The 24,273-nt window shown below is 62.2% G+C and carries 19 protein-coding genes and 1 riboswitch; of the genes, 10 read left to right on the forward strand and 9 right to left on the reverse strand.

Annotated elements, in window-relative coordinates; genetic code table 11:
• The 3 genes from AB6803_RS20495 to dxs all read left to right on the forward strand — a co-directional run bounded on the left by AB6803_RS20495 (position 1) and on the right by dxs (position 3,292).
• The gene (locus tag AB6803_RS20495) at positions 1-252 is read left to right on the forward strand and encodes an exodeoxyribonuclease VII small subunit (RefSeq protein ID WP_371110618.1); all 252 of its coding nucleotides are present in this window, start codon (positions 1-3) and stop codon (positions 250-252) included.
• Positions 253-326: 74 nt separating this feature from the next.
• Complete coding sequence (locus AB6803_RS20500; RefSeq protein ID WP_371110619.1) at positions 327-1,250, forward strand: pirin family protein; 924 nt, start codon at positions 327-329, stop codon at positions 1,248-1,250.
• Between the two features lie 125 nt (positions 1,251-1,375).
• Positions 1,376-3,292, forward strand: a complete 1,917-nt coding sequence (gene dxs / locus AB6803_RS20505; protein WP_371110620.1) for a 1-deoxy-D-xylulose-5-phosphate synthase — start codon at positions 1,376-1,378, stop codon at positions 3,290-3,292.
• Between the two features lie 55 nt (positions 3,293-3,347).
• On the opposite strand, the gene AB6803_RS20510 is transcribed toward dxs, so the two are convergent.
• Positions 3,348-4,376: a diguanylate cyclase domain-containing protein gene (locus AB6803_RS20510; RefSeq protein WP_371110621.1), complete on the reverse strand. Its 1,029-nt coding sequence runs from the start codon at positions 4,374-4,376 to the stop codon at positions 3,348-3,350.
• 243 nt (positions 4,377-4,619) lie between these two features.
• A complete protein-coding gene (locus tag AB6803_RS20515) occupies positions 4,620-6,554 on the reverse strand; it encodes a methyl-accepting chemotaxis protein (RefSeq protein ID WP_371110622.1) in 1,935 nt (644 codons plus the stop codon).
• A gap of 339 nt (positions 6,555-6,893) precedes the next feature.
• On the opposite strand from AB6803_RS20515, the gene AB6803_RS20520 reads away from it, so the two are divergent.
• Entirely contained in the window at positions 6,894-7,634 is a 741-nt protein-coding gene (locus AB6803_RS20520) for a TlyA family RNA methyltransferase (RefSeq protein WP_371110623.1), read from the forward strand.
• A complete protein-coding gene (locus AB6803_RS20525; RefSeq protein ID WP_371110624.1) occupies positions 7,631-8,881 on the forward strand; it encodes a class I SAM-dependent RNA methyltransferase in 1,251 nt (416 codons plus the stop codon). Before AB6803_RS20520 ends, AB6803_RS20525 begins: the two co-directional genes overlap by 4 nt.
• A gap of 9 nt (positions 8,882-8,890) precedes the next feature.
• Here the strand turns inward: AB6803_RS20525 and AB6803_RS20530 are convergent, their stop codons facing one another.
• Positions 8,891-9,643 carry a crotonase/enoyl-CoA hydratase family protein gene (locus tag AB6803_RS20530; RefSeq protein WP_371110625.1) on the reverse strand — a complete coding sequence of 251 codons (753 nt, stop codon included), beginning with the start codon at positions 9,641-9,643 and terminating at the stop codon, positions 8,891-8,893.
• Positions 9,644-9,652: 9 nt separating this feature from the next.
• Positions 9,653-11,431, reverse strand: coding sequence for an acyl-CoA dehydrogenase (locus AB6803_RS20535; protein ID WP_371110626.1), 1,779 nt, complete (start codon positions 11,429-11,431; stop codon positions 9,653-9,655).
• A gap of 318 nt (positions 11,432-11,749) precedes the next feature.
• On the opposite strand from AB6803_RS20535, the gene AB6803_RS20540 reads away from it, so the two are divergent.
• Positions 11,750-12,751, forward strand: a complete 1,002-nt coding sequence (locus tag AB6803_RS20540; RefSeq protein WP_371110627.1) for a transporter — start codon at positions 11,750-11,752, stop codon at positions 12,749-12,751.
• 76 nt (positions 12,752-12,827) lie between these two features.
• Here AB6803_RS20540 and AB6803_RS20545 read toward each other — a convergent pair whose 3' ends face one another.
• Positions 12,828-13,304, reverse strand: coding sequence for a BA14K family protein (locus AB6803_RS20545; protein WP_371110628.1), 477 nt, complete (start codon positions 13,302-13,304; stop codon positions 12,828-12,830).
• Positions 13,305-13,586: 282 nt separating this feature from the next.
• Here AB6803_RS20545 and AB6803_RS20550 point away from each other — a divergent pair, with 282 nt between their 5' ends.
• Positions 13,587-14,546 carry a glycoside hydrolase family 25 protein gene (locus AB6803_RS20550; RefSeq protein WP_371110629.1) on the forward strand — a complete coding sequence of 320 codons (960 nt, stop codon included), beginning with the start codon at positions 13,587-13,589 and terminating at the stop codon, positions 14,544-14,546.
• A 74-nt stretch (positions 14,547-14,620) separates the two neighbouring features.
• Here the strand turns inward: AB6803_RS20550 and AB6803_RS20555 are convergent, their stop codons facing one another.
• The 3 genes from AB6803_RS20555 to AB6803_RS20565 all read right to left on the reverse strand — a co-directional run bounded on the left by AB6803_RS20555 (position 14,621) and on the right by AB6803_RS20565 (position 17,886).
• Positions 14,621-15,709: a 2Fe-2S iron-sulfur cluster-binding protein gene (locus AB6803_RS20555; RefSeq protein WP_371110630.1), complete on the reverse strand. Its 1,089-nt coding sequence runs from the start codon at positions 15,707-15,709 to the stop codon at positions 14,621-14,623.
• Between the two features lie 3 nt (positions 15,710-15,712).
• On the reverse strand, positions 15,713-16,957 hold the full coding sequence (locus tag AB6803_RS20560) for an SRPBCC family protein (protein WP_371110631.1): 1,245 nt from the start codon (positions 16,955-16,957) through the stop codon (positions 15,713-15,715).
• 97 nt (positions 16,958-17,054) lie between these two features.
• Positions 17,055-17,258, reverse strand: a riboswitch (cobalamin riboswitch).
• 214 nt (positions 17,259-17,472) lie between these two features.
• A complete protein-coding gene (locus AB6803_RS20565; RefSeq protein ID WP_371110632.1) occupies positions 17,473-17,886 on the reverse strand; it encodes an ACT domain-containing protein in 414 nt (137 codons plus the stop codon).
• Positions 17,887-17,990: 104 nt separating this feature from the next.
• On the opposite strand from AB6803_RS20565, the gene AB6803_RS20570 reads away from it, so the two are divergent.
• From AB6803_RS20570 to AB6803_RS20580, 3 genes are read left to right on the forward strand one after another with little or no spacing between them, the layout of a single operon-like run.
• Positions 17,991-18,602, forward strand: coding sequence for a DUF6656 family protein (locus AB6803_RS20570; RefSeq protein ID WP_371110633.1), 612 nt, complete (start codon positions 17,991-17,993; stop codon positions 18,600-18,602).
• A gap of 58 nt (positions 18,603-18,660) precedes the next feature.
• Positions 18,661-19,635, forward strand: a complete 975-nt coding sequence (locus tag AB6803_RS20575) for an L-threonylcarbamoyladenylate synthase (RefSeq protein ID WP_371110634.1) — start codon at positions 18,661-18,663, stop codon at positions 19,633-19,635.
• A 34-nt stretch (positions 19,636-19,669) separates the two neighbouring features.
• The gene (locus AB6803_RS20580; RefSeq protein WP_371110635.1) at positions 19,670-21,100 is read left to right on the forward strand and encodes an FAD-binding oxidoreductase; all 1,431 of its coding nucleotides are present in this window, start codon (positions 19,670-19,672) and stop codon (positions 21,098-21,100) included.
• A gap of 154 nt (positions 21,101-21,254) precedes the next feature.
• Here AB6803_RS20580 and AB6803_RS20585 read toward each other — a convergent pair whose 3' ends face one another.
• A complete protein-coding gene (locus AB6803_RS20585) occupies positions 21,255-24,242 on the reverse strand; it encodes a DNA translocase FtsK (protein WP_371110636.1) in 2,988 nt (995 codons plus the stop codon).
• Between the last annotated feature and the right edge of the window lie 31 nt (positions 24,243-24,273).

Here is a 24,273-nt window from a genome sequence, read left to right on the forward strand (position 1 = left end):
ATGAGCGAAGGCACCAAAGTGGATGTATCCGACTATTCCTTTGAAAAGGCCGTGGCGGAGCTCGAAAGCATCGTTGCGCGGCTGGAACGCGGCGACGTGGCACTGGACGAATCCATCGCCATCTATGAGCGCGGCGAGGCGCTGAAGAAGCATTGCGAAGCCCTGCTCTCGGCGGCGGAGAACCGGATCGAAAAGATCAGGCTCGACCGCGCCGGCAAGCCGCAAGGCACGGAGCCGCTGGACGGGCAGTGAAGCGGCGCGTGGGAAAATTTGAGTTTCCCGCCTATTCCCGGTAGGTTGCGTTTCAACCGAATGGAGCGCCCGCCATGTCCTTCTTTCCCGGAAAAGATCCGCAGCCCGGCGATGCCTTTGCCTGCGATGCGATCGAGCATCTGATCATTCCGCGCACCAGCGATATCGGCGGCTTTTTCGTGCGGCGCGCGCTGCCGAGCAGCCGGCGGCGGCTGGTGGGGCCGTTCATCTTTTTCGACCGCATGGGACCGGCGGTTCTGCGCCCCGGCGAGGCGCTGGATGTCCGGCCGCATCCGCATATCGGCCTCTCCACCGTCACCTATCTGTTCGATGGCGAAATCCGCCACATGGACAGCCTCGGCACCGAGAAGGTCATCCGCCCCGGCGATATCAACCTGATGACGGCAGGCCGCGGCATCGTGCATTCGGAGCGCACGCCGGACAATCTGCGCGGCCATCCGCTGGCCATGTCCGGCCTCCAGACCTGGCTGGCGCTTCCCGACGACAAGGAAGAGATCGATCCGGCCTTCGCCCACACCGAAAAGACCGACCTGCCGCTGATCAATGACGGCGGTGCGACCGGGCGGGTGGTGATCGGCAGCTTCGAGGGCGTCAGCTCGCCCGTGAAAGTGTTTTCGGACACGCTTCATGTCGATCTTCAACTCCGGCCCGGCGCAAAGTTTCCTTTTGCGGTGGGCCATGAGGAGCGCGCGGTCTATATTCTCTCCGGCTCGCTCGTCGTCGCTGGCGATCGTTTCGAACAGGATCAACTCCTGATATTCCGCCCCGGCGACGCCATAACGCTGGAAGCGGCCGAAAAAGACTGTCATTTGATGCTTTTTGGTGGTGCGGCGCTCAATTCGAAGCGCTATATCTGGTGGAATTTCGTGTCGTCTTCCAAGGAGCGCATCGAAAAGGCCAAGGAAGAATGGCGCACCGGCCGTTTCGATATTGTACCGGGAGACGAGGAAGAGTTCATTCCCTTGCCGGAGAGCTAACGGGTTCATAACAGTGCCAAATGTTTCTTGTTCGGCCACTCCTTGAATTCGTCGGCTTTTGTCGCAATTTGTTTTGACGCAAAGGCGGGCGGCCGCCCAAGAATAGCAAGAAAGAGGCTCCAGCCTTGACACACATGCCAGAGACGCCCCTGCTGGATCAGGTCCATTATCCCTCCGACCTGCGAAAGCTGGAGGACCGGGATTTGCCGCAACTCGCCCGCGAAGTCCGCGACGAGATGATCGATGCGGTATCGCGCACGGGCGGACATCTCGGCGCCGGCCTCGGCGTCGTCGAATTGACCATCGCCATCCATAACGTCTTCGATACGCCGAACGACCGCCTGATCTTCGACGTCGGTCATCAATGTTATCCGCACAAGATCCTGACCGGCCGTCGCGACCGTATCCGCACGCTGCGCCAGGAAGGCGGGCTTTCCGGCTTCACCCGCCGGGCGGAGAGCGAATACGATCCTTTCGGTGCCGCGCATTCGTCCACGTCGATCTCAGCCGGTCTCGGCATGGCGGTTGCCGCCGATCTCGACAAGACCGACCGCCGCGTCATTGCCGTCATCGGCGACGGCGCGATGTCGGCCGGCATGGCCTATGAGGCACTCAACAATGCCGGCGCGCTCGACGCCCGGCTGATTGTTATCCTCAACGACAACGACATGTCGATCGCGCCGCCGACGGGCGCCATGAGCGCCTATCTGGCGCGCCTCGCCTCCGGCCGCACCTATATGGGCTTCCGCGATCTCGGCAAGAAACTGACGGCCTATCTCGGCAAGAATGTCGACCGCGCGATCACCCGCGCCGTCGAACATGCGCGGGGTTATGTCACCGGCGGGACGATGTTCGAGGAGATGGGTTTCTACCATATCGGCCCGATCGACGGTCATTCCTTCGATCATCTGCTGCCCGTCCTGCGCAATGTCCGCGACAATGCGCAGGGTCCGGTGCTGATCCATGTCGTCACGCAAAAGGGCAAGGGCTACGCGCCTGCCGAAGCGGCGGCGGACAAGTATCACGGTGTCAACAAGTTCGATGTCATCACCGGCGCGCAGGCCAAGGTGAAGCCGAATGCACCGAGCTACACCAGCGTCTTCGCCGACGCCCTGGTGCAGGAAGCGACATTCGACGACAAGATCGTCGGCATCACCGCCGCCATGCCGAGCGGCACCGGCCTCGACAAATTGCAGGAACTCTTCCCCAAGCGCTGTTTCGACGTCGGCATCGCCGAGCAGCATGCCGTCACATTCGCCGCCGGCCTTGCCGCGGAAGGCTTCAAGCCCTTTGCCGCGCTCTATTCAACCTTCCTGCAGCGCGCCTACGACCAGGTCGTGCATGATGTGGCGATCCAGGGCCTGCCGGTCCGCTTCCCGATCGACCGCGCCGGTTTCGTCGGCGCCGATGGGCCGACCCATGCCGGCTCCTTCGACACGACCTTTCTTGCCACCCTGCCCGGTTTCGTCGTCATGGCCGCCGCCGATGAGGCGGAGCTGAAACATATGGTGCGTACGGCCGCCGCCTATGACCTCGGCCCGATCTCCTTCCGCTATCCGCGCGGCGAAGGTGTCGGCATCGAGATGCCGGAACGTGGCCAGATTCTTGAGATCGGCAAGGGCCGTGTCGTCAAGCAGGGCTCGAAAGTGGCGCTGCTGTCCTTCGGCACGCGCCTAGCCGACAGCCTGGCCGCCGCCGAAGACCTCGATGCTGCCGGCCTGCCGACGACGGTTGCCGACGCCCGTTTCGCCAAGCCGCTCGACCACGATCTCATCCGCCAGCTCGCCAGCCACCATGAGGTGCTGATCACCATCGAGGAAGGCTCGGTCGGCGGCTTCGGCAGCCAGGTCATGCAGTTCCTCGCCAGCGAGGGCCTGCTCGACAACGGCCTGAAGATCCGCACGCTCGTCATGCCCGACATCTGGGTGGAACAAGCCAAGCCCGAAGTCATGAACGCCATGGCCGGCCTCGACCGTGCCGGCATCGTTCAGACGGTGTTCAAGGCGCTGGGACGCAGCCTGATCGTTGGGGCTGCTGGATAGGAATCGGTTCGGCATTGCCGAACCAACCAATCCGCCGGATTTCCTGTTCGTCGCATCAGGGCGCGAAGACTGCAAAGCGGTCTCGGCCCGCTCCCTTTGCCCGATAGAGCGCGCTATCTACGTTCTTCAGCAGCTCCGTTCGCGTCGTGCCGTCCTGCGGCGCGATCGCGGCGCCGATGCTAAGCCGCGCAACAACGGATTTGCCCTCAATCTCGAAAGGCACACGGAAAGCGGCAAGCAGCCGCTCCGACATCGAGACCAGGGCACCCGCATCGGGGGGATCGGGAACGAATATTGCAAATTCGTCTCCGCCCATGCGGACAACAATATCGTCGGCGCGAACAACCGAGCGAATGCGCCGGGCAGCCTCGCACAGAACCTCGTCACCGACATGATGGCCGAGACTATCGTTGATAGCCTTGAAACCGTCCATGTCGAGGTAGAGAGCGCCAAAACTCCGTCCAGCGGCGACCGCGTTGTTGAGCGCGTCATCGACAACCGAAACCAGCGCCGATCGATTGAAAAAGAGGGTCAGGGGATCGGTCATCGCCGCGGTGCGAAGGCCGCTTGTAGCGATCCCCATCATCAGATTCGTCTTCTGAAGGCGCAGAAGCGCGCTTGCCACCTGCGCAAAGCGCGTCAGGTTCTCCGATTCATCCTTGGAAAACTGTCTGGGCTTGTGATCGAGAATACAGAGGGCGCCAACGGCAGGCCCTCCCTCCAGCCGCACCGGGGCTCCCGCGTAGAAACGGAAATGCGGCTCGCCGGTGACGTAGGGCATGACCTTCAACTCGGAATCCTGGGCGAGATCCGGGATGATCAGCAGCGCATCGTCGAAAACCACCCGCGTACAGATCGACATGTCACGCGGACATTCGCCAATCTTCAATCCGGCCTGGCCGGCAATACGCTGCCAGTCCTCATCGATAATATTGATTGCCGCGTAGGACGAGCCAAAAACGCCCTTTGCGAGTTCGGCCAGAACAGCGAGTTCGGGCGTCGGACTGCTGTGAATGGAATTCAGGGAGCGCACAGCCAATAACCTTTGAGGCTCATTGACTGGAATTCGGACGACCTGTCCCATTCTTTTCTCCATCGCTGATCATGCTGTGATGTAGAAAAGAATGGTTCGACGCACAGTGCAAGCCTGAAGTTACGAACGCCGTACAAGGCGCCGGTGCGTGGCCGGATCGCTCCCCCGTGGGGAGGTCACCGCAAAGCGGCGGGGGTGATCTCCCGTGAAATAGGACGAGGCTTCGGCGTATGCCGTCGTCACCCCGCCCCGACACTTCGTGTTGACCCTCCCCTTCACGGGAAGGGTGATAGATCAAAACTCTTCCCATTCATCCTGAGCAGCCGCTGCCGTCGCCTTGCCACCGAAGGCCTTGGCGACTGTGCGGCCAAGCGCTCGTGCCGGCGAGGCTGCGGGCCTGGACTGCGTCGAAGCGGCCACCGGGCGCTTGACTTCCGCCGGCCGGCCGCTCAAGCGGAACTGATGCAGGAGGTCGTTGAGGGATGCCGCCTCGCGGGCGAGCGCATGGCTTGCGGCCGTCTGCTCCTCGACCATGGCGGCATTCTGCTGTGTGCCCTGATCCATGTTGTTGACGGCGGTATTGATCTCCTGCAGGCCGGTCGACTGTTCGCGGGTGGCCGTGACAATCGCGCCGACGTGGCGGTTGATTTCCTGCACTTCGGAGACGATCAGCTCCAGCGCCTTTCCGGTCTCGCCGACCAGGGAAACGCCGGTATTGACCTGATCGCTCGAGGTGGTGATCAGTGCCTTGATCTCCTTGGCGGCGTTGGCTGAACGCTGCGCCAGCTCGCGGACTTCCTGGGCGACGACCGCAAAACCCTTGCCGGCATCGCCGGCGCGGGCGGCTTCGACGCCGGCGTTCAGCGCCAGAAGATTGGTCTGAAAGGCGATGTCGTCGATGACGCTGATGATGTTGCTGATCTCGCCCGAGGACTTTTCGATCTGCTGCATGGCTGAGACAGCCTTGCGCACCACTTCGCCGGACTTCTCAGCACCCAATCGTGCACGCTCGACCAGATGGCCGACATCCTCGGCGCGCTTGGCCGAATCGCGAACCGTCGTCGTCACCTCTTCGAGGGCGGCGGCGGTCTCTTCGACGGCGGCGGCCTGCTGCTCGGTACGGCGGGCAAGGTCGTCAGCGGCTGAGCGGATTTCCGTCGCGCCGGCATTGATCGCCGAAGCGTTGCTGCCGACCGACTGCAGGGCTGCTTCGAGCTTTTCGACGGCATTGTTGAAGTCGGCGCGAACACTGTCGAACTGCGGCGCGAAGGCGCGGTCGAGACGTGCGGCGATATCGCCGGCGGCAAGTCCGGCCAGTCCGTTGGCCAAGGCGTCCATGGCAAAGCGGATTTCACCGTCTTCACGTGCCTTCTGCTCGTCGCTCATCTGACGCTGATGCTCGGCATCGCCGCGCATGCGCTCGGTCTCGCCGGCAAGACGCAGCTTCTCGATCGCCGCTTCCTTGAAGACGAGAACGGCATCAGCCATGCGACCGACTTCATCGCCGCGGCCGATGGCCGGAACATCGATGGCGTGCTCACCACCGGCGAGCCGGCCCATAGCGGCGGTCATGCCGACAATCGGGCGGACGATAGTGCGCCCAAGCAGCCAGGCCAGCACGGCAGCAGCCAGCGAGGCCACGATGCCGCCGACGATCAGCGTCAGGCGCAAGTCGGCATTGGCGTTATCCTGAATGGCCTCCAGTTCGCTGGCTTTGGCGCGCGCAGCCTGCTTGATCTTGGCGGCTGCCTCGCGGAAACCGTCGAGCTGGCCCTTGGTCTCGTTCTGGCCGATCTTGACGATCTGGTCGAGCGGCATCTCGGTTTCCTTGCGGGCCTTCGACTGCGGCTCGGCAAGCTGATGAAAATAGAGGTCGGCGGCCTTTCGCATGCTGTCGATGGACTGCAGCAGGTCCGGCGCGTCGGCCGCAGCCGCCTTGGCCGCGTCGATACTCTTCAGCATACGGTCGCGATTTTCGAAAATGCCGCCATAGGTGCTGTCGCTGCGCAACAACAGGAAGCCGCGCAGATTGACGGCCTGTTCCAGCATTGCCTGCAGCGAATCGTCGATCAGGCTAACGAGCTGCTGCGACTGGGCCTGTTCGTCGGCAGCCCCGGCGGATACTTCCTCCTTGGCGTAAACGAATGCACAAACACCAGCGAAAATAGCGATAAGAGCGGCAAAGGTTATAGCAAGCTTGCCATTCAAAGAAAGGTTCTTCGCAAACATGGGCGAGCGCCTCCTTGAGCGCCGGTCCTGGCGAACATCGACGAACCCGCGGAGACGCGCGCGGCCGGATGCTCGAAAATTCAGAGAATAGGCATGATTGGGCGCAAAAGGCGCAAAGCCGTCATGGCAGGCGATCATTCCCGAACCGAACAATCGCAATCACAAGCATAGTTAGAGGCCGCGGCTTTAAATTCATTTAATTTTGCGGGGTGCAAGAAACGAAACGGATACCCTATTCCACCGCGCTATATCGAGGATCAGTATAGCGTCTACGTCTACTTTCGCCGCCATCAGCATAAAACGCTTGCAACCTCGGCCATTGCCCTGCATGGACTGCCCATGTCCGAACCACAACGTCTAGACCAACTTCTTGTCGCCCTCTCGCTTTTCGCCAGCCGATCGCGAGCGCGTGACGCCATTCAACGCGGCACGGTGACCGTCGGCGGCACGGTCGTGACCAAGCCGGGCACGCTGTTTACCGACGATGTCGAGATCGCCATCGACGATCCGGCGCAGGATTACGTCTCGCGCGCGGCGCTGAAACTGGTGGCGGCGCTCGATCATTTCCAGCTCGACCCCAAGGGACATCACTGTCTTGACGTCGGCGCATCGACCGGCGGCTTTACCGAGGTGCTGCTGCTGCGGGGTGCCGAGCATGTCACGTCGATCGATGTCGGCCATGGACAGATGCATCCGCGCATATCGGCCGATCCGCGCGTGACCAGTATGGAAGGGCTGAACGCCCGTAACCTGACGGCTGAGGATGTCGGCAGGTCCTTCACCTTTATCGTTTCCGACGTTTCCTTCATCTCATTGAAGCTCGCAGTGGCACCAGCGCTTGAGCTTGCCGAGCCCGGCACGCGCGCGGCCCTATTGGTGAAGCCGCAGTTCGAGGCCGGGCGCGATGCGGTCGGCAAGGCGGGTCTGCTGAAGGATCCCTCCTCTGCTCCGGCCGTTGCGGCGGAGCTGGAGCGCTGGCTTGTCGAGGATATGGGCTGGCGCAGCCTCGGCCTTATCCCCTCGCCAATCGCCGGCGGCGACGGCAATAACGAATTTCTTCTCGCGGGGATCAAGCCATGAGCACCGAAACCGTCACCATCCAGAAGCTCGGCGCCCAAGGCGACGGCATTGCGCAAGGCGCGGACGGACCGATCTACGTACCCTTCGCGCTGCCCGGCGAGACCGTCGCCATTGCCCAAGTGAAGAGCGAAGGCACGCTGATGTCGATTGCATCGGCCTCGCCCGACCGTCAGGAGCCGCACTGTCGGCACTTCGGCCCGGATGGGGTCAATGGCACCTGCGGCGGCTGCACGCTGCAACACTATGCCGACGCGCCCTACCGCGCCTTCAAACGCCAGCTGGTGATCGACGCGCTGCGTTCCAAGGGGCTGACGCCCGAGGTCGACGACCTCATTGCAGCCCATCCCGGTGAGCGCCGGCGTGTCGTCTTTGCGGCGCGCAAGACCGAGAAGGACATGCTGATCGGCTTCAATCAGGCCGAAAGCCACCACATCGTCGCCATCGAGGAATGTCCCATCGCGTCGCCCGGCATCATGGCGCAGCTGCCGGCGATCCGGGCGGTCGGGGCAGCACTTGCTATCAATGCCGAGGCATTCCGCATTTCCGTGCTCGAAACGCGCACCGGCCTCGACCTTGCAGTCGACGGCATCAAGGGCCTCTCCGACAAGCACCGGCGCAGCGCCATCGAGACCGTGCTTGCCCTTCGTGGCGTCGGCCGTGTTTCGCTGAATGGCGAAGTCCTGGTCGAGCCGATGAAGCCGATCATCGATTTCAGTGGCGTACAGATCTCACCGCCATCGGGCGCCTTCACCCAGGCGACGAAGGCCGCCGAAGAGGCGATGGTCGAGCTGGTCGCCACCCATATCGGCAAGGCGAAACGCATTGCCGACCTCTTCGCCGGCAGCGGTACCTTCTCGCTGCGTCTGGCGCGCATCGGCCGTGTGCATGCCGTCGAAAGCGAGGAAAAGGCCCTGGCAGCCCTCGACTATGCCGCCCGCAACACGCAAGGGCTGAAGCCAGTCTCGATCGAGCGCCGAGACCTCTTCCGCCGGCCGCTGATGGCGCAAGAGCTGAAGAACTACGACGCCGTCATCTTCGACCCACCCCGCGCCGGCGCGGAATTCCAGACCAAGGAATTGGCCCGCTCGGTTGTCAAAAAGATCGTCGCCGTCTCCTGCAACCCGCTGACACTGGCGCGCGACCTCGCCATCCTGACGGAGGCCGGCTACCGGATCACGAGGGTGACCCCGATCGACCAGTTTCTCTGGACCTCGCATGTCGAGGTGGTGGTGGCACTGGAGAAGTGAAGCCTCGCCTCACCTTTTCATAAACGCCTCGAACGCCGCCCTCGCCTCCGCGCTCTTCAGCTGTGCCGCAAACAGCGTTGCTTCCTCGTCGATGCGGGCGAGAACGTCCGCTGTCGAGCCCCGGATCAGGTTGCGGGCAATCCGCAGTGCCTCGGGTGGTTTGGCCGCGAGCTTGACGGCGAGCGAGAGGGTTTCGGCTTCCAGCGCCTGCGGTGTGGTTGTCTTCCAGATCAGGCCGGCGTCCTTTGCGTCCGCGGCGGAAAGACCTTCGCCGAGCGCGAGCAGGGCAAAGGCGCGCTGGTGGCCCATCAGGCGTGGAGCAAGCAGGCTGGAGGCGGCTTCCGGCACGAGGGCGAGATCGACGAAGGGTGTCTTGAACAGGCTGCGGTCGGAGGCAATCGTCAGGTCGCAATGCATGTGGATGGTCGTGCCGATACCGATCGCCAGGCCGTCGACGCCCGAGACGACAGGCTTTTTTGCCGTGGCGAGCGCGCCCAGGAAATCCAGCACTTCGCGGCCCATGCTGCCGCCCATGGCGAAGGCCAGAAAATCGCCCATGTCGTTGCCAGCGGAGAAGCAGCCTTCGGTGCCGAGAAAGACGGTGACGCGGATATCCGGGTCCTCATCCGCCGCCCGCAGTGCGTCCGTCATGGTCTGATACATGACGCGGGTAATCGCGTTTTTCTTTTCCGGCCGATTGAAGCGGATGACCTGCACATGCGGTGCGGTCTCAGGGCGCTGGATCAGGATATGGTCGGTCAAAGTGTGTCCTCAGGCAAGAGCGATACGAGCAGCTTCAAGGCTGGACGCGCCGGTCACGACGCGATCGGTGAGTGCTGCGGTTTCGGCAAGCATGTTTTCAGCGGCGAAACGGCAGAGCGCGATACGCTTTTCGCTATCGCCATCCGCAACGTCCACCAGGCCGCCCTTCGCAAGATAGCAGCCGGTCAGCACCAGGCCGAAGAGCCGCTGATAGGGCGTAGCACCCGCCAAAGCCTCGGCCACTTGACCCGCCGCCTGCTGTGCCAGCAGCCATTCGCTTGCCGTCTCCAGATCGGTGATGGCGGCATTGAGCCGGTCGGCCGTTTGCCCGAAACCGTCGAGATTGGATTTGGCGACGGCATCGGCGATCCCGCGCAATTCGGTGATGAAACCACGCACCTGGTCGCCGTTACTGATAGTCAGCTTGCGCGTGACGAGGTCGATCGCCTGGATGCCGTTGGTGCCTTCATAGATCGGCGCGATGCGGGCATCGCGCAGCAGGCGGGCGGCACCCGTCTCCTCGATGAAGCCCATGCCACCATGCACCTGGATGCCGAGCGAGGCGACGTCAACGCCGGCATCGGTGGAGAAGGATTTGGCGATCGGCGTCAGCAGCGCGGCACGCTCCTGCCAATAGCGCGCCTTCCCGGCATCCCGATGCGACATGTCGATCGCCTCGGCGCAGGCATAGCAGATGGCGCGCGAGCCCTGCGTCAGCGCCTTCATCGTCAGCAGCATACGGGCGATGTCGGGATGTTCGATGATCGGGCTCATGCCGAAAGCCGTCGTGCCCGGCGCCCTGCCCTGCGTACGCTCTTTTGCGTAGGCGATGGCCTTCTGCGTCGCGGCCTCGGCAATCGCCACGCCCTGAATGCCGACGGCAAGACGGGCATTGTTCATCATGGTGAACATGCAGGCGAGACCCTTGTTCTCCTCGCCGACGAGCCAGGCAACCGCGCCCCTCTCATCCCCGTATTTGCCGTCGCCATAGATCATCGTGCAGGTCGGCGAGCCGTGGATGCCGAGCTTATGTTCCAGCGAATGGGCGAAATAGTCGTTGCGGGCACCAAGTGAGCCGTCATCGTTGACGAGGAATTTCGGCACGAGGAACAGCGAAATGCCACGCGTGCCGGCCGGAGCGTCCGGAAGGCGGGCGAGTACGAAATGGATGATGTTCTCGGCTGCCTCGTGGTCGCCCCAGGTGATGAAGATCTTCTGGCCGAAGAGGCGATAGGTGCCGTCGTCGTGGCGGTCAGCGCGAGTGCGCAGGGCACCGACATCGGAGCCTGCGTGCGGCTCGGTCAGGTTCATGGTGCCAGACCATTCGCCGGTCACCAGCTTTGCAAGATATTTGCTCTTGAGGTCTGTGCTGCCATGGGCGACCAGCGCTTCAACGGCGCCCATCGTCAGCGTCGGCGCGAGACCGAAGGCCATCGAGGCGGAATTCCACATTTCCAGCGTCGCGACGTTCAGCATATGCGGCAGGCCTTGCCCGCCATATTCTTCCGGCGCGGTCAGGCCGTTCCAGCCGCCGGCGATCCAGTCGCGATAGAGTTTCTCCCAGCCATCGGGCAACACCACCTTGCCGTCGACAAGCCTGGCGCCCTGCCGGTCGCCGATCTCGGCTAGCGGCTCCATCTCGTCGCCGGCGAAACGGCCGGCCTCCGTCAGGATGGCATCGAGGACATCGCCGCTCAGGTCGCCGAGACGTCCTTCCTCCATCGCCTGCCCCATGCCGGTGACATGCTTCAGAGTGAACGCGATTTCTTCGACAGGCGCCTTGTACATGGTATCTCCTCCGCAGTGATGATGCCGACAGTCTACCTCACCCAGATCATCGGCCGCTTGTTATCTATAGCTAATTGATTTTTACGTAAGCGTCAATTTTAGGAAGCGAATGTTGCGTTAAAATTGCGACCGGCTCGAACTGATATCTCCAGCTCCAGTCGACGGGAAGAATTTCGAACTACCCGACGGTCCTGATGATAAAAAGCTGCGGTATTTTCGCCATTCTGCGCGCTTGTCCCGCTGTCATCCGCACTTGCATAAACAATCGTCATGAACAATGACTATGGCAACTCATTTGATAATGCGAAACCTCTGGCCATGAACACGATCACGACAGCCAACAGGATCCCGGGTTTTGTCTGGGCCTATCGCTTCCGTCCCGGCGCGGGCAAGGCCGAGCGGTTATCCGACGAGACGCAACGCGCCGGATTTTTCGACGGAGACGGCTTCGTCTGGCTGCATTTGAACCTGGTCGACGCGCGCGTCGCCGCATTCCTCGAAGAAGTCCCAGGGCTAAACGACCCCACCCGCACGGCACTGACCACGCATGAGACGCACGCGACGATCACCGTCGACGAGCAGATGCTGTTCGGCACGCTGGTCGATTTCCAGCGCGACTTCGATCAGGAGACGAGCGACATCGGCTGGCTGCATTTCGTGTTCACCGACCGCTTCCTCATCACGACGCGGCTGCAGCCACTGCGCAGCGTCGAACGGGTACGCATGGCGGTGGAGAAGAATGCCGCGAAATTCGCAAACCCGATCGACCTCTTCGAACTGCTGGTCGTCGAGTTCCAGCGCACGCTGATCTCGCTGGTCATCGAGATTACCGAGGAGTTGAACCTCATCGAGGATTTCGTCTATGACAACGCCCCGCGCGACGAACGGCGGCGGCTGGCGCCGGTGCGACGGACAATCGTGCGCCTTCATCGGCATCTGCGCACCGTGTTGACGCTGATGCGGCGGGCGGGCGCCTCCGATGATGAGGAAATGCCACTCGGCTTCGAGGAAGTCGCGGGGCGGCTGACCGGGCGGCTGGAATCGGTCGACCATGACGTCTACGCCCTGCAGGAGCGCGCGCGACTTCTGCACGAAGAAATCGACTCGAAGCTTTCCTCCGAGATCAATCGCCACCTCTACATCCTGTCGATCATGACGGCTCTGTTGCTGCCGCCGACACTGGTGACCGGCTTTTTCGGCATGAATACATCGCATCTGCCGTTTTCCGAGGGCGGCTCCGGGACGGAATATGCCGTCGCCCTGATCATCGCCTCCATGCTGCTCGCCTGGTGGCTGCTGAAGCGGACAAACATTCTCTGAAAAGGGTATCGGCCAACAAGAAAAGCCGCCCGGTGGATGACCGGACGGCTTGTTTAGGCAGACCTTGATTTCTCGCTCAGAAGTAAGGCGAGTAGCATTGCCGACGTGGGCCGTAATTGGGCTGGAACGTGTTGTCGTAAGACCGGTAGGACCGGTAACGCGCATAGCACCAATCGACATGGCGCGGGTTGATGCCCGCAGCTCGCGGTGGAGCGGCATAGCGCGGCTGGCTGGCGATCGCGCCGCCGATGAGAGCCCCAGCCCCGAAGGCTGCCAGCGGGAACCAGTAGCCATCGTGATAACGATAGCCACGACGATAACCGGAATAACCACGATAACCGCCGTGCCAGCCGCGACGATAATAACCGCCACGGTAACCACCGTAACCGCCATACTCACGCCACTGAATCTGCTGTACATCGGTAGGCGCGGCCTTGTCCGCCGCAGCAACGGGTGCGGCAGGCATCTGCATTGCGAAGGACGGCGTGAAGCTCGTCAGAGCCACGGCCGCCGAAAGAGCGATGGTCGCAATTCTCGCACGGAAACCAAGCATTTATATCTCCATTCCTTGGCTTATTTAGTGCTACGCAAATAATGCCCCGCGTCGGGAAAAGTTCCCCGAAACAGGGTTCGAACTGCCGGCTGCGTCACATCATCCCATTCGACGCAGCGGCGCATAAGCCTTCTCTTAAATCGGAACCAATTTAAGGTGTTATGCGCAGGCCCACTGTAATTTTATAGCGATCTCATCCTTAACCCAAGATTAACCAGCTATCCTTACCATTATTTCATGAAGGGATACCCGCAGACTCACCCTCTGATTTGCAGTCTCCTGATGGTCCTGGCGCTGCTGGGACTGGCCTCCAGGCTTGCGGCCGGTGAAAGCCAACTCTGGACCAATCCGCAAAACGCCCTCATCGTCGACGCCTATGAGCTGAACACCATCGATTGGGAGCAGCTTTTGCAGGACAAGCGTATCGCCGCCTTCATCTCCAAGGCTTCCGACGGCCTGCCCGAGAGTTTTAGCTGCACCGGCGACCATGCTGGCGACACCTTTGCGCACTGCAAGACGATGTGGCGCAAATATGCGGTCAGCCGCGAGCTCTATCAGACGCGGCGGATGCTGGCGAAAATGAACGGACTGCTCTGGGGGGCATATCATCTCGGGCGCCCCGGCAATCCGGTCGACCAGGCCAATCACTTTCTCGACTACGCCGATCCGAAGCCGGACGAGCTGATGGTGCTCGATATCGAGGGCCTGGACGTCCTGCGATATATGTCGCTCTCCGACGCGCAAGTCTTCGTCGGCCATATCAAGGTGAGGACCGGGCGCTATCCGATCCTCTATACCAACCACAACACCGCTCAATACATCGCCGACCACCGCCAGGACTACCCGATCCTGGCGCGGCTGCCGCTATGGTATGCGCGTTATAAATCTGACGTGAGGGGCACTTTCCCACTCGGCAACTGGGACACATATGCCCTCTGGCAGTTCGCCTCGTCCGACAATTGTTCGGACAAGAGCTGCCCTTACCGGGTGCCGGGGACACTGACGGACATCGACGTCAACGTCGTGCCGATGACGAAGATACAGCTTGCCAGGGTCTGGCCGCAGGGCGATCTCCTGCCCGCCAAGCCGATGCCGGCGCCCGACATGATGATCGCCAAGGCGCCAAGCTGTGTCGAACCACGACAGACACTCGTGTCGCTGATGGTGGACCCGGTCGTCACCGCCTCGACCCAGCAAGCAAAACCGGTCGAGATCAACGAGCTGAACTACCAGGACTTCTAGAGCGCTTCACCGCTCTAGCCTTTTTTGACGCAATCCCGGACGGAAAACCGCTACGCACTTTTCCTGGAATGACTCTAGGCCTCTATCTGCACATCCGTCTTCGGACGCGAACAGCAGGCCAGGATGTAGCCTTCCTCGATCTCGTCGTCGAGAATACCACCATTGTGGCTCATCTCGACCTCACCCGAGAGCTTCATCACCCGGCATGTGCCGCAGAGGCCCGATTCGCAGGCAGCACCGATGCGCACACCGGCGCCGCGCGCGGCCTGCAGGATCGTCTGGCCAGGAGCACAGGGAACATCCTTGCCGGCCATGGTGAAGCTGATCGAGGTCGCCGCTTCCGTCGAGGCGTCATCGCTGACTTCTGCCAGCGGCGTTGCTGCCTGCGCCGGCTGGAAGCTTTCCTGATGATAGCGTGTCATGTCGAAGCCGTGAGCTACCAGCATGGAACGGACGGCATCCATGAAGACTTCCGGACCGCAGCAGAAGATCGTGCGGTCCATGAAATCGGGCGCCAGCAGCCCGATCTTCGCCTTGTCGATCCGGCCTTTCAGCCCCGACCAGAGATCGGTGCGGCCGCAGCCCTCGACGATGAAGCCGAGATCGAGGTTCGGCATGAAACGGGCCAGATATTCCAGCTCCGAGCGGAAGATGATGTCGGCGGGGCTGCGCGAGCAATTGATGAAGGTGATATCGGATAGCGGCGCGGTGTCGGCCATGTAGCGCGTCATCGCCATCATCGGTGTAACGCCGGAGCCGGCGGAGACGAAGAGATATTTCTCGCCGGGATGACGGATATGGCTGAAGTCGCCGAGCGGACCGAAAGCCTTGACGCGCATGCCGGGCTTCAGGTTCTCGAACATCCAGCGCGTGCCGATGCTGTCCTTCTGCGCCTTGACCGTAATGGCGACCGAGAGAGGCCGCGACGGGGTCGAGGACAGCGTGTAGGTCCGCATGACCGGCTCCGCAGCCGCCGGCAGCTCCAGGGTGACGAACTGGCCCGGCAGATAGCGGAACCAGTTATCCTTGTCGGAGCGGAAGGTGAAGGTCATCACATCGGGTGCTTCCGGCGTTGCCGAGAGGCATTCGAGCAGATGCTGCCTGTCGCTCCAGGGCTTCATCTGGTCCAGGTGCTGATGGCGGAGGGAGACGGTCATGTTCATGGCTCAGGCAACCGCCGACAGCTTGGCCTGATCGCCCTGCAGCCGGTTGATCATGAAATTGGTGTACCATTCGACGAACTGCATGACGCCGCCCTCATGGATTTCCGAATAGGGACCGGGCTCATAGGCCGGCGAGCGGATGCCGAAGGCATTTTCCTCGACGATACGACGGTCCTGGTCGTTGGTTTCCGTCCAGACGTGGGTCAGTTCCTCGAGGTCGTAATCGACGCCTTCGACGGCATCCTTGTGCACCAGCCACTTGGTGGTGACGGCGGTTTCCTCGGCACTGATCGGCAGCACGCGGAAGGAAATGGCATGGTCGCCGAGAAGATGGTTCCATGTCGTCGGGTAGTGGAACAACAGCATCGTGCCGATGTTGTTGATCGTCACGTCGGAGGACAGCGGCCGCTTGACGGCATTCTGGCCGGACATTGTGTAGCTTTCGGCGCCTTCGATCAGCGGCATGCGGGCAGCGCGGAACTGACCGTCCGGCGAGATCTTGAACTCGCTCGGCAAGCCTGCGGCTTCGCAGCGACCCCAGTGCTCGAGGATGACAGGATCGCTCATCGCGCCCTGCACGCCGGTGACGGTCGGCGCTTCCGGGAAGGTGCGGCAAAGTTCGGGATGATTGGCTGCGCAGTGATAGCACTCGCGGTTGTTTTCCCAGACGAGCTTCCAGTTGCCCTTTTCGATGATGGTGCTCTGGAAGGCGATCTTGGCCTCGCTCATGCGATGCGGCGCCATGTAAGGCTCGATCGTGGCGCGGACGGGGGCGAAGTCCGGGGCATTCTGCGCGAGGCAGATGAAGATATAGCCGCCGACGCTTTCGCAATGAACCGGCTTCAGCGAGAACTGGCTCTTGTCGAAATCCTCCGCCATCTGACGGGCAAAGAGCAGCGAGCCGTCAAGCTCATAGGTCCACTGGTGATAGGGGCAGACGAGCTTTGCCGAAGAACCGCGCTCGGAGGAACAAACACGCGAGCCGCGATGGCGACAGCTATTGTGGAAGGCGCGGATCACCTGATCGCGGCCGCGAACGATAACGACGGGATAATCGCCGATCTGGACGGTGAAATAGTTGCCAGCACGCGGCACTTCGCAATCATGGCCGATGAACAGCCAGTCGCGATAATAGATCGTCTCCATATCGAGCTTGAAATAATCCGGGTCGGTGTAGAAGGGCTGCTCCAGGCTGAAGCCCTCGCGGCGGTTCTTCAATTGCCGCAAAACATTGCTGCTGATGTCCATTTGCCTATCCTTGCGCAGTAGCGGTCAGCAGGCAGAGGACATGCACGATCGGCCGTAACCGACCGCAACGCAATGTCCCGACCGCCCGCCGCGGTCAGTAAATCAATCTCCCCAAGGCTGGTTTCCGGGCTCTGGAGCGGTCCCCTAAAGGACCCCATGGCACCTTCCCAGGCTATCTCAGCCCAGTGGCTTTATCCGCCATGCCTTACTCCACCACCGTTGCGGGGGCAGCGCCGGATTTTGACCGGCTTCCCAATTCTCCGCCTCCCTAGCAGGCGGCACCTTGAGATTGAGGTCATCATAATCCTCGCCCCGCCCGCCGCTCTGCTGCAATGCGACATCGGCTTCGAAATTGACGACAGACCAAAGAAGACTTTTGGAAAGTTTGTGCAGTCGAAATATCGAAAGACAATTCAAATCGTTATGCTCCCGCCAAGAGTATCGTTTCCCACGCCCGCTACTCTACGCCGATGGCGCTTTGTCTTAATTGCGACAGAGCCATGAGCGGGCGGGCTTCAAGGCGGATATTGCGCCGCAGAGAGAGCCCGTAGTGCCGCCATTGCCCGCCCGGCATCGGCCGCTGGCACGAAGATATGATCATGGTAATAGCCGGCGACGACATTGGCGCTGATCTCCTCGTTTCCCAGCGCCGTCGCAAAGGCGGCCGTGAGACCCACAGCCTCCAGCGAGGAGTGGATTTCGAGGGTAATCATCCGCATCGCCGGCTCGGTAGGGAGCCCTGCTTGCCGGGCCGCCTCGACCGGCAGGATCAGCGTCACGCCTTCCTTTTCCTGAAACAGTCCAACCGGATTCATATGGACATAATCCGCCAGCGACGAGACCGGCACGCTGCAATAGACGAATTCGCCCTCGACGAGATCAGGCTTCATGCCGGCAAGCAGCAGCTTCAGATCGGTAATGCCGGGCATGGTTCTCTCCCTCTTCAGCAATCCCCTTGCAAAAGCATGCGCTTCAGCCCGGCTCAAGCTAGGCGATCTATCATTCAGCATCCAGACCTCCATGGCGAGCCGGCATGGCAAAGCTCAGATATTTCGATGCCAAGAAAACCGCCGACCCGGAGCCGACGCTGCCGGTGCCCGGATATACGGAATTCCTGCGCACCGGCCGCATCAATCGCGACAAGACGCATTGGCTCGCCGAGGAGCGACGTTACCTCACATTCGAGGAAGTAGCCGAACGCACGGCAATCAAGCTCAGAAACGCCGGCGAGACGACCCATGGCCGGCTCAACAGTTTTCACCAGTCGATCCGCTTTCCGAAACTGATCTTCCATCACACGCTCAGGGACACGCCACATCTCGGCTATTGCCATGTCACCGCGGCGCGGACGCAATTCGCGCAATATGAGGAGGTGAGCTGGGCCTTCTACATCGCCAATTTCTTTGCCCGCCTCGGCCAGAATGACGCCTTCTTCGAAGACATCAGCCTGAAATATTCGCGGATGTATTTCGCCGTCGCCATAAGGCCGGATGAGGACGCTTCGAAGAAGAAGCTGACGATCAATCGCGAGGTGCGCGGCAACGGCGTGCTTTTCCACACTCATGATCCGCAGATCGCCATCCGCAATGTGCTGTTGCTCGGCGCGCGCAACGAACAGCTTCGCGACATTATTCGCCAGCTTTGATCATTGATCCCTAAACTCGAAAAGCATAAGAACGGCCTGAACGGCAACCGGTCAGGCCATGGCGCGACATATAGACATTCTCCAGCACCCCGAGGCGGCAATAGCGGCGGCAACGGCAACTCTCGCCGAAGGTCTGCCGATCGGGCTGCCGACCGAGACGGTCTACGGGCTTGCCGCCGACGCCACCAATCCCGCCGCCATCACCCGTATCTACGAGACCAAGGGTCGGCCGCGCTTCAATCCGCTGATCTGCCACATGAGCGACCTCGCCATGGCCGAGCGCTATGCGATCTTTGACCCTGTTTCGCGAAAGCTGGCGGAAGCCTTCTGGCCGGGGCCGCTGACGCTGGTGCTGCCACTGCGCCCGGAAAGCGACATTCATCCGCTGGCGACCGCCGGGCTCGATACGGTCGGTATCCGCGTGCCGCAAGGCTTTGCCGGTGAACTGATCCGCGCCTTCGGCCGGCCGCTTGCTGCCCCCAGCGCCAATACCTCCGGCAAGATCAGCGCCACCAGCGCCGATCATGTCCAAGACGATCTCGGCGAGCGGATTTCGCTGATCCTCGATGCCGGCGCCTCCGTCGTCGGCGTCGAGTCGACCATCGTCAAGGTGGAGAGCGGCGAGATGCGCTTGCTGAGGCCGGGCGGGCTCGCGGCAGACGAGATCGAGCAGGTCGCGGGCCAATCGCTGAAGCGCAAGAACGGCGCGTCGGCGGCCATCGAAGCGCCGGGGATGCTCGCCTCACATTATGCGCCGGGTGCCGCCGTGCGGCTCGATGCGACCTCTGTTTCCGCCGGCGAAGCGTTGATCCGCTTCGGCAGGCCCGATATTGCCGGCATCGAGAGGGCAGCGGTCGTGCTCGACCTCAGCCCGTCCGGCGACCTCGCTGAGGCCGCCGCCAATCTCTTCGACTTCATGAAGCGCGCCGATGCCAGCGGTGCTGCGACCATCGCCTTTTCCAGCATTCCCGACGAGGGCCTCGGCGAGGCCATCAACGACCGGCTGCAACGCGCAGCCGCGCCAAGAGAGTAAATCCGACCACACGCAATTCGGCAAAGGATACGCCATGAGCAGCGCCCCCCCCTCCTCCGCCCTTCTCGATCGCTTTGCCGCCATCGTCGGCGAAAAGCACGTGCTGCGGGAGGCGGCGGATATCGCCCCGCATCTGATCGAAAACCGCGGGCTCTATCATGGCGCATCGCCGCTGCTCTTGAAGCCGGGCTCCGTGGAGGAGGTTTCGGCCATCCTGAAGCTTGCCAGCGAGACCGGCACGGCAATCGTGCCGCAGACCGGCAATACCGGCCTTGTCGGCGGCCAGACGCCACGCGAGGGTGGCTCCGACATCATCCTGTCGCTGGAACGGATGAACCGCATCCGCGATGTCGATCCGGTCGGCAACACCATGGTCGTCGATGGCGGCTGCATCCTCGCCGACGTGCACAAGGCAGCCGCGGAGCATGGCCGCATGTTTCCGCTATCGCTCGGCTCGGAAGGCTCGTGCCGCATCGCCGGAAACCTCTCCACCAATGCGGGCGGCACCGCCGTTCTCGCCTATGGCAACATGCGCCAGCTTTGCCTCGGCCTTGAAGTCGTGCTGCCCACCGGCGAGATCTGGAACGGGCTGCGGCGCCTGAAGAAGGACAATACCGGCTATGACCTGCGCGATCTCTTCATCGGCGCCGAAGGCACGCTTGGCGTCATCACCGGCGCGGTGCTGAAGCTTTTCCCACAGCCGCTCGGCCATCAGGTAGCCTTAGCCGGCATCCAGTCGGTCGACGATGCGCTGACCTTGTTCAAGAACGCGTCCGGGCTTTGCGGCACGGCGCTGACCGGATTCGAACTGATGCCGCGCATCGGCGTCGAATTCACCGTGCGCAACATTCCCGGCGTGCGCGATCCGCTGGAAACGGCGCATCCCTGGTATGTGCTGATCGACGTCTCAACTTCGGATTCGGCCGAGACCGCCGAGCGGATGATGACGACACTTCTGGAAGAGGGTTATGAGGCGGGCCTGATCCAGGACGCGACCATCGGCAGCTCCGAGGCGCAGCAGAAGGCACTGTGGCACATGCGCGAAAGCATGTCGGATGCGCAGAAGCCCGAGGGCGGCTCGATCAAGCACGACGTTTCTGTTCCGGTGGCGCAGGTGCCGCAGTTCATGGCCGAGGCGGAGACGGCCGTGATGGCCGCCCTGCCCGGCGCCCGCATCTGCGCCTTCGGCCATATGGGCGACGGCAATATCCACTACAACATCTCCCAGCCCGTCGGCGCCGACAAGGAAGACTTCATCGGCCGTTGGCACGACATGAACAAGATCGTGCACGGCCTAGTGCTGAAATACGGTGGCTCGATCTCCGCAGAGCACGGCATCGGACAATTGAAGCGCGATGAGCTGGCCTCGATCCGCTCCGACATCGAGATGGACCTGATGCGCCGCATCAAGACGGCGTTCGATCCGGCAGGAATTATGAACCCGGGGAAGGTTTTGAAGGTTTAAACACCTTCTCCCCAGCGGGGAGAAGGACGCGCGTAGCGCAGGTTGAGGGGACGTTGCACCGTAAGGATGCCGCTCGCGACGCTCGAAGCTTTGCTTCGAGCCCCCTCATCCGCCCTGTCGGGCACCTTCTCCCCGATGGGGAGAAGGTATTTCATCAATCATAATCCTCATTGCTCGGCTGCGATGCCTGCCCGCCACCGTTCCGGTTTCCCGAGATAATCTCGCGCTTGCCGACATGGTTGGCCGGACCGACGAGGCCATCCTTTTCCATGCGTTCGACGAGCGAGGCGGCGCGGTTGTAGCCGATGCCGAGGCGGCGCTGGATGTAGGAGGTGGAGCACTTCTTGTCGCGCATGACGACCTTGATGGCCTGTTCGTAGAGATCGTCGCCGTCTTCAGAGGCGATCGCGCCCTTGTCGAAGACTGCGGTATCCTCTTCGTCTTCTTCCTCATCCTCGTCGGCCGTGACCGTGTCGAGATACTCCGGACGGCCCTGGGTCTTCAGGTGTGCGACGACCTTTTCGACTTCTTCATCCGAAACGAAGGGACCGTGGACACGGGAGATGCGGCCGCCGCCGGCCATATGCAGCATGTCGCCCTGGCCGAGGAGCTGTTCGGCACCCTGTTCACCCAGAATAGTACGGCTGTCGATCTTCGACGTCACCTGGAAGGAAATGCGCGTCGGGAAGTTCGCCTTGATCGTGCCGGTGATGACATCGACGGAGGGACGCTGCGTTGCCATGATCAGGTGAATACCGGCGGCGCGCGCCATCTGCGCCAGACGCTGGATCGCGCCTTCGATCTCCTTGCCGGCGACCATCATCAAGTCGGCCATTTCGTCGACGATGACGACGATATAGGGCATCGGCGTCAGGTCCATTTCCTGGCTCTCCTCGATCGGAGCGCCGGTGCCCTTGTCAAAACCGGTCTGGACCATGACGTGGATCGTCTCGCCTTTTTCGCGGGCCAGGGCGACGCGGCTGTTGTAGCCGTCGATATTGCGCACGCCGAGGCGCGACATCTTGCGATAGCGGTCCTCCATCTCGCGCACGGCCCATTTCAGCGCCATCACGGCCTTCTTGGGATCGGTGACGACCGGGGTCAGCAGATGCGGGATGCCGTCATAGACAGAGAGTTCGAGCATCTTCGGATCGACCATGATCAGGCGGCACTGTTCCGGCGTCATGCGGTAGAGCAGCGACAGGATCATCGTGTTGATGGCGACGGACTTGCCCGAGCCGGTGGTGCCGGCGACCAGCAGATGCGGCATCTTGGCGAGCTCAGCGATAACAGGTTCGCCGCCAATGGTCTTGCCAAGGCCGAGCGCCAGCTTGTAGCCGCTCTTCTCGAAATCGGCGGATTCGATCATCTCGCGGAAATAGACGGTCTCGCGAATGACGTTCGGCAGTTCGATGCCGATGACGTTGCGGCCGGGAACGACGGCGACGCGGGCGGAGAGCGCCGACATGGAGCGGGCGATATCGTCGGCGAGATTGATGACGCGCGAGGATTTGACGCCGGGAGCCGGCTCGAATTCGTAAAGGGTGACCACCGGGCCGGGACGGACATGGATGATCTCACCCTTGACGCCGAAGTCCTCGAGCACGCTTTCCAGCAGGCCGGCATTCTGCTCCAGCGTCTCCTGCGTCATGATCACGCCGGGTCTGGCGACCGGCTCCTGCAGCAGCTCGCGTGGCGGCAGTTCGTATTCGCCTTCGCCGCTGCGGGCGATCGGCCGCCATTCCGGCGGGGTCATGGCATTCGGCCTGCGCGGCGTGATCTGCGACGGCGGCGGATCGATCAGGCGCTGCTTGGCGGCCTCGACGGCGGGAATGACCGGCGCTGCTTCGACAACAGGGGCCACGACAGGCGGCACCGATGCCTTGACCGGCATCGGAGCGACGACCATGACCGGAGCCGGCTTACTCGGGACTGAAGCGACCTGCGGTGCGGCAACGATCTCGGGCTCGTTGGCGAAGACGGCTGTGACGAAAGCGGGCGGCACAAAGGCGGCGGGCTCGATCGTTTCCGGTTTCACGACAACTGGAGCGACCGCTACGGTTACTGCCGGCATGACAGGCGCCAGGGCGATGGCCTCCAGCGCGGCAAGTTCGTCCATGACGGAGGTGCCGACCGGGATTGGCTGGCATTCGATCGGAGCAACGGCGGCCGCAACCGGTGAGACCATAGCCTCCTGCGGCGCTTCAACAACCAACGACGGACGACGGCACTCGACGACGCGGAATTTCGCGACGATCGATTCGACCTCGGCCTGGATCTCGGGAACAAGCGCCGGCTGGGCCAGCGTCCCCTTGATGGCGGACACGAATTCCCCCTCGAAGGGCATGGCGTCCCAGAAGGCGAAATCGGAGAGATGGGCGAGCCGCGACTCGACGACAGGCGCGGCAACGAATTCTGCAATTTTCGGCAATGACGGAGAAGCATCCAGCGCGGTCGCGGGAGCCTTATAAAATGCGGTAGCGATGACAGTCATCTCCAATGCGTCCGGCGCAGTCGCCGGAGAGTTCTGAATTACGGTGGGCTGGTAGGCTTCAGCCGCAAACGGCGCGCCCTCCCATGGCGGCAGATCGAATTCGACCGACGGTCCCGCCGGGCGAGCGACAACAGGCGCCGGTGATTCAACCACCGGCGGTTCCATGACCCGCATCGCGGCATGGATCGCGGCCGGCGGCATGGGGACAGGCACGGGCTCCGCTGGCGCGCGCCGGCTGACGATCTCGTTCTCCCGCGTTCGGGTAAAGCGGACATTCGGCCCCATCAGAAAGGCGTTCTGCCAGCCGGGCGAGGCAAGCTCCTCGGCCGAGATGCCTTGCGGCGTGACGGGCATGATCGGGCCGTTAGCCGCCACAGTGCTCGCCTGCAGAGCCTCCACGACCGGCTTTGGCGCGGCTGCGATTCGCAAGCGTGCCTCTTCGGCAACCCGCCGCTCTTCGGCGTGGCGGCGCTCTTCGGCCTGACGCTTGGCTTCGCGGACGGTGCGGATTTTTTCTTCCAGGAATGCGCGGCGGGCAGCGATCTGCTCGGCACGGCGGGCTTCTTCCGCGACCTGTTCCGGGTCAAGCTCGCCTTCAGGCTGGGAGCCATTTGCAGCATTCGAAATGTTCGTTCGGGAAAGACGCATGAGACCTGCAACCCAGTCATTGATATTGCCG

This window comes from Rhizobium sp. RCC_161_2, from assembly GCF_041355235.1.
GTDB lineage: Bacteria > Pseudomonadota > Alphaproteobacteria > Rhizobiales > Rhizobiaceae > Rhizobium.

What these genes read in the sequence shown, in the direction of transcription:
- AB6803_RS20495 (WP_371110618.1), top strand. Translation starts at nt 1, where the DNA reads ATGAGCGAAGGCACCAAAGTGGATGTATCCGACTATTCCTTTGAAAAG.
- AB6803_RS20500 (WP_371110619.1), top strand. Translation starts at nt 327, where the DNA reads ATGTCCTTCTTTCCCGGAAAAGATCCGCAGCCCGGCGATGCCTTTGCC.
- AB6803_RS20510 (WP_371110621.1), bottom strand. Translation starts at nt 4,376, where the DNA reads ATGGGACAGGTCGTCCGAATTCCAGTCAATGAGCCTCAAAGGTTATTG.
- AB6803_RS20515 (WP_371110622.1), bottom strand. Translation starts at nt 6,554, where the DNA reads ATGTTTGCGAAGAACCTTTCTTTGAATGGCAAGCTTGCTATAACCTTT.
- AB6803_RS20520 (WP_371110623.1), top strand. Translation starts at nt 6,894, where the DNA reads ATGTCCGAACCACAACGTCTAGACCAACTTCTTGTCGCCCTCTCGCTT.
- AB6803_RS20525 (WP_371110624.1), top strand. Translation starts at nt 7,631, where the DNA reads ATGAGCACCGAAACCGTCACCATCCAGAAGCTCGGCGCCCAAGGCGAC.
- AB6803_RS20535 (WP_371110626.1), bottom strand. Translation starts at nt 11,431, where the DNA reads ATGTACAAGGCGCCTGTCGAAGAAATCGCGTTCACTCTGAAGCATGTC.
- AB6803_RS20540 (WP_371110627.1), top strand. Translation starts at nt 11,750, where the DNA reads ATGAACACGATCACGACAGCCAACAGGATCCCGGGTTTTGTCTGGGCC.
- AB6803_RS20545 (WP_371110628.1), bottom strand. Translation starts at nt 13,304, where the DNA reads ATGCTTGGTTTCCGTGCGAGAATTGCGACCATCGCTCTTTCGGCGGCC.
- AB6803_RS20550 (WP_371110629.1), top strand. Translation starts at nt 13,587, where the DNA reads ATGGTCCTGGCGCTGCTGGGACTGGCCTCCAGGCTTGCGGCCGGTGAA.
- AB6803_RS20555 (WP_371110630.1), bottom strand. Translation starts at nt 15,709, where the DNA reads ATGAACATGACCGTCTCCCTCCGCCATCAGCACCTGGACCAGATGAAG.
- AB6803_RS20560 (WP_371110631.1), bottom strand. Translation starts at nt 16,957, where the DNA reads ATGGACATCAGCAGCAATGTTTTGCGGCAATTGAAGAACCGCCGCGAG.
- AB6803_RS20565 (WP_371110632.1), bottom strand. Translation starts at nt 17,886, where the DNA reads ATGCCCGGCATTACCGATCTGAAGCTGCTGCTTGCCGGCATGAAGCCT.
- AB6803_RS20570 (WP_371110633.1), top strand. Translation starts at nt 17,991, where the DNA reads ATGGCAAAGCTCAGATATTTCGATGCCAAGAAAACCGCCGACCCGGAG.
- AB6803_RS20575 (WP_371110634.1), top strand. Translation starts at nt 18,661, where the DNA reads ATGGCGCGACATATAGACATTCTCCAGCACCCCGAGGCGGCAATAGCG.
- AB6803_RS20580 (WP_371110635.1), top strand. Translation starts at nt 19,670, where the DNA reads ATGAGCAGCGCCCCCCCCTCCTCCGCCCTTCTCGATCGCTTTGCCGCC.
- AB6803_RS20585 (WP_371110636.1), bottom strand. Translation starts at nt 24,242, where the DNA reads ATGCGTCTTTCCCGAACGAACATTTCGAATGCTGCAAATGGCTCCCAG.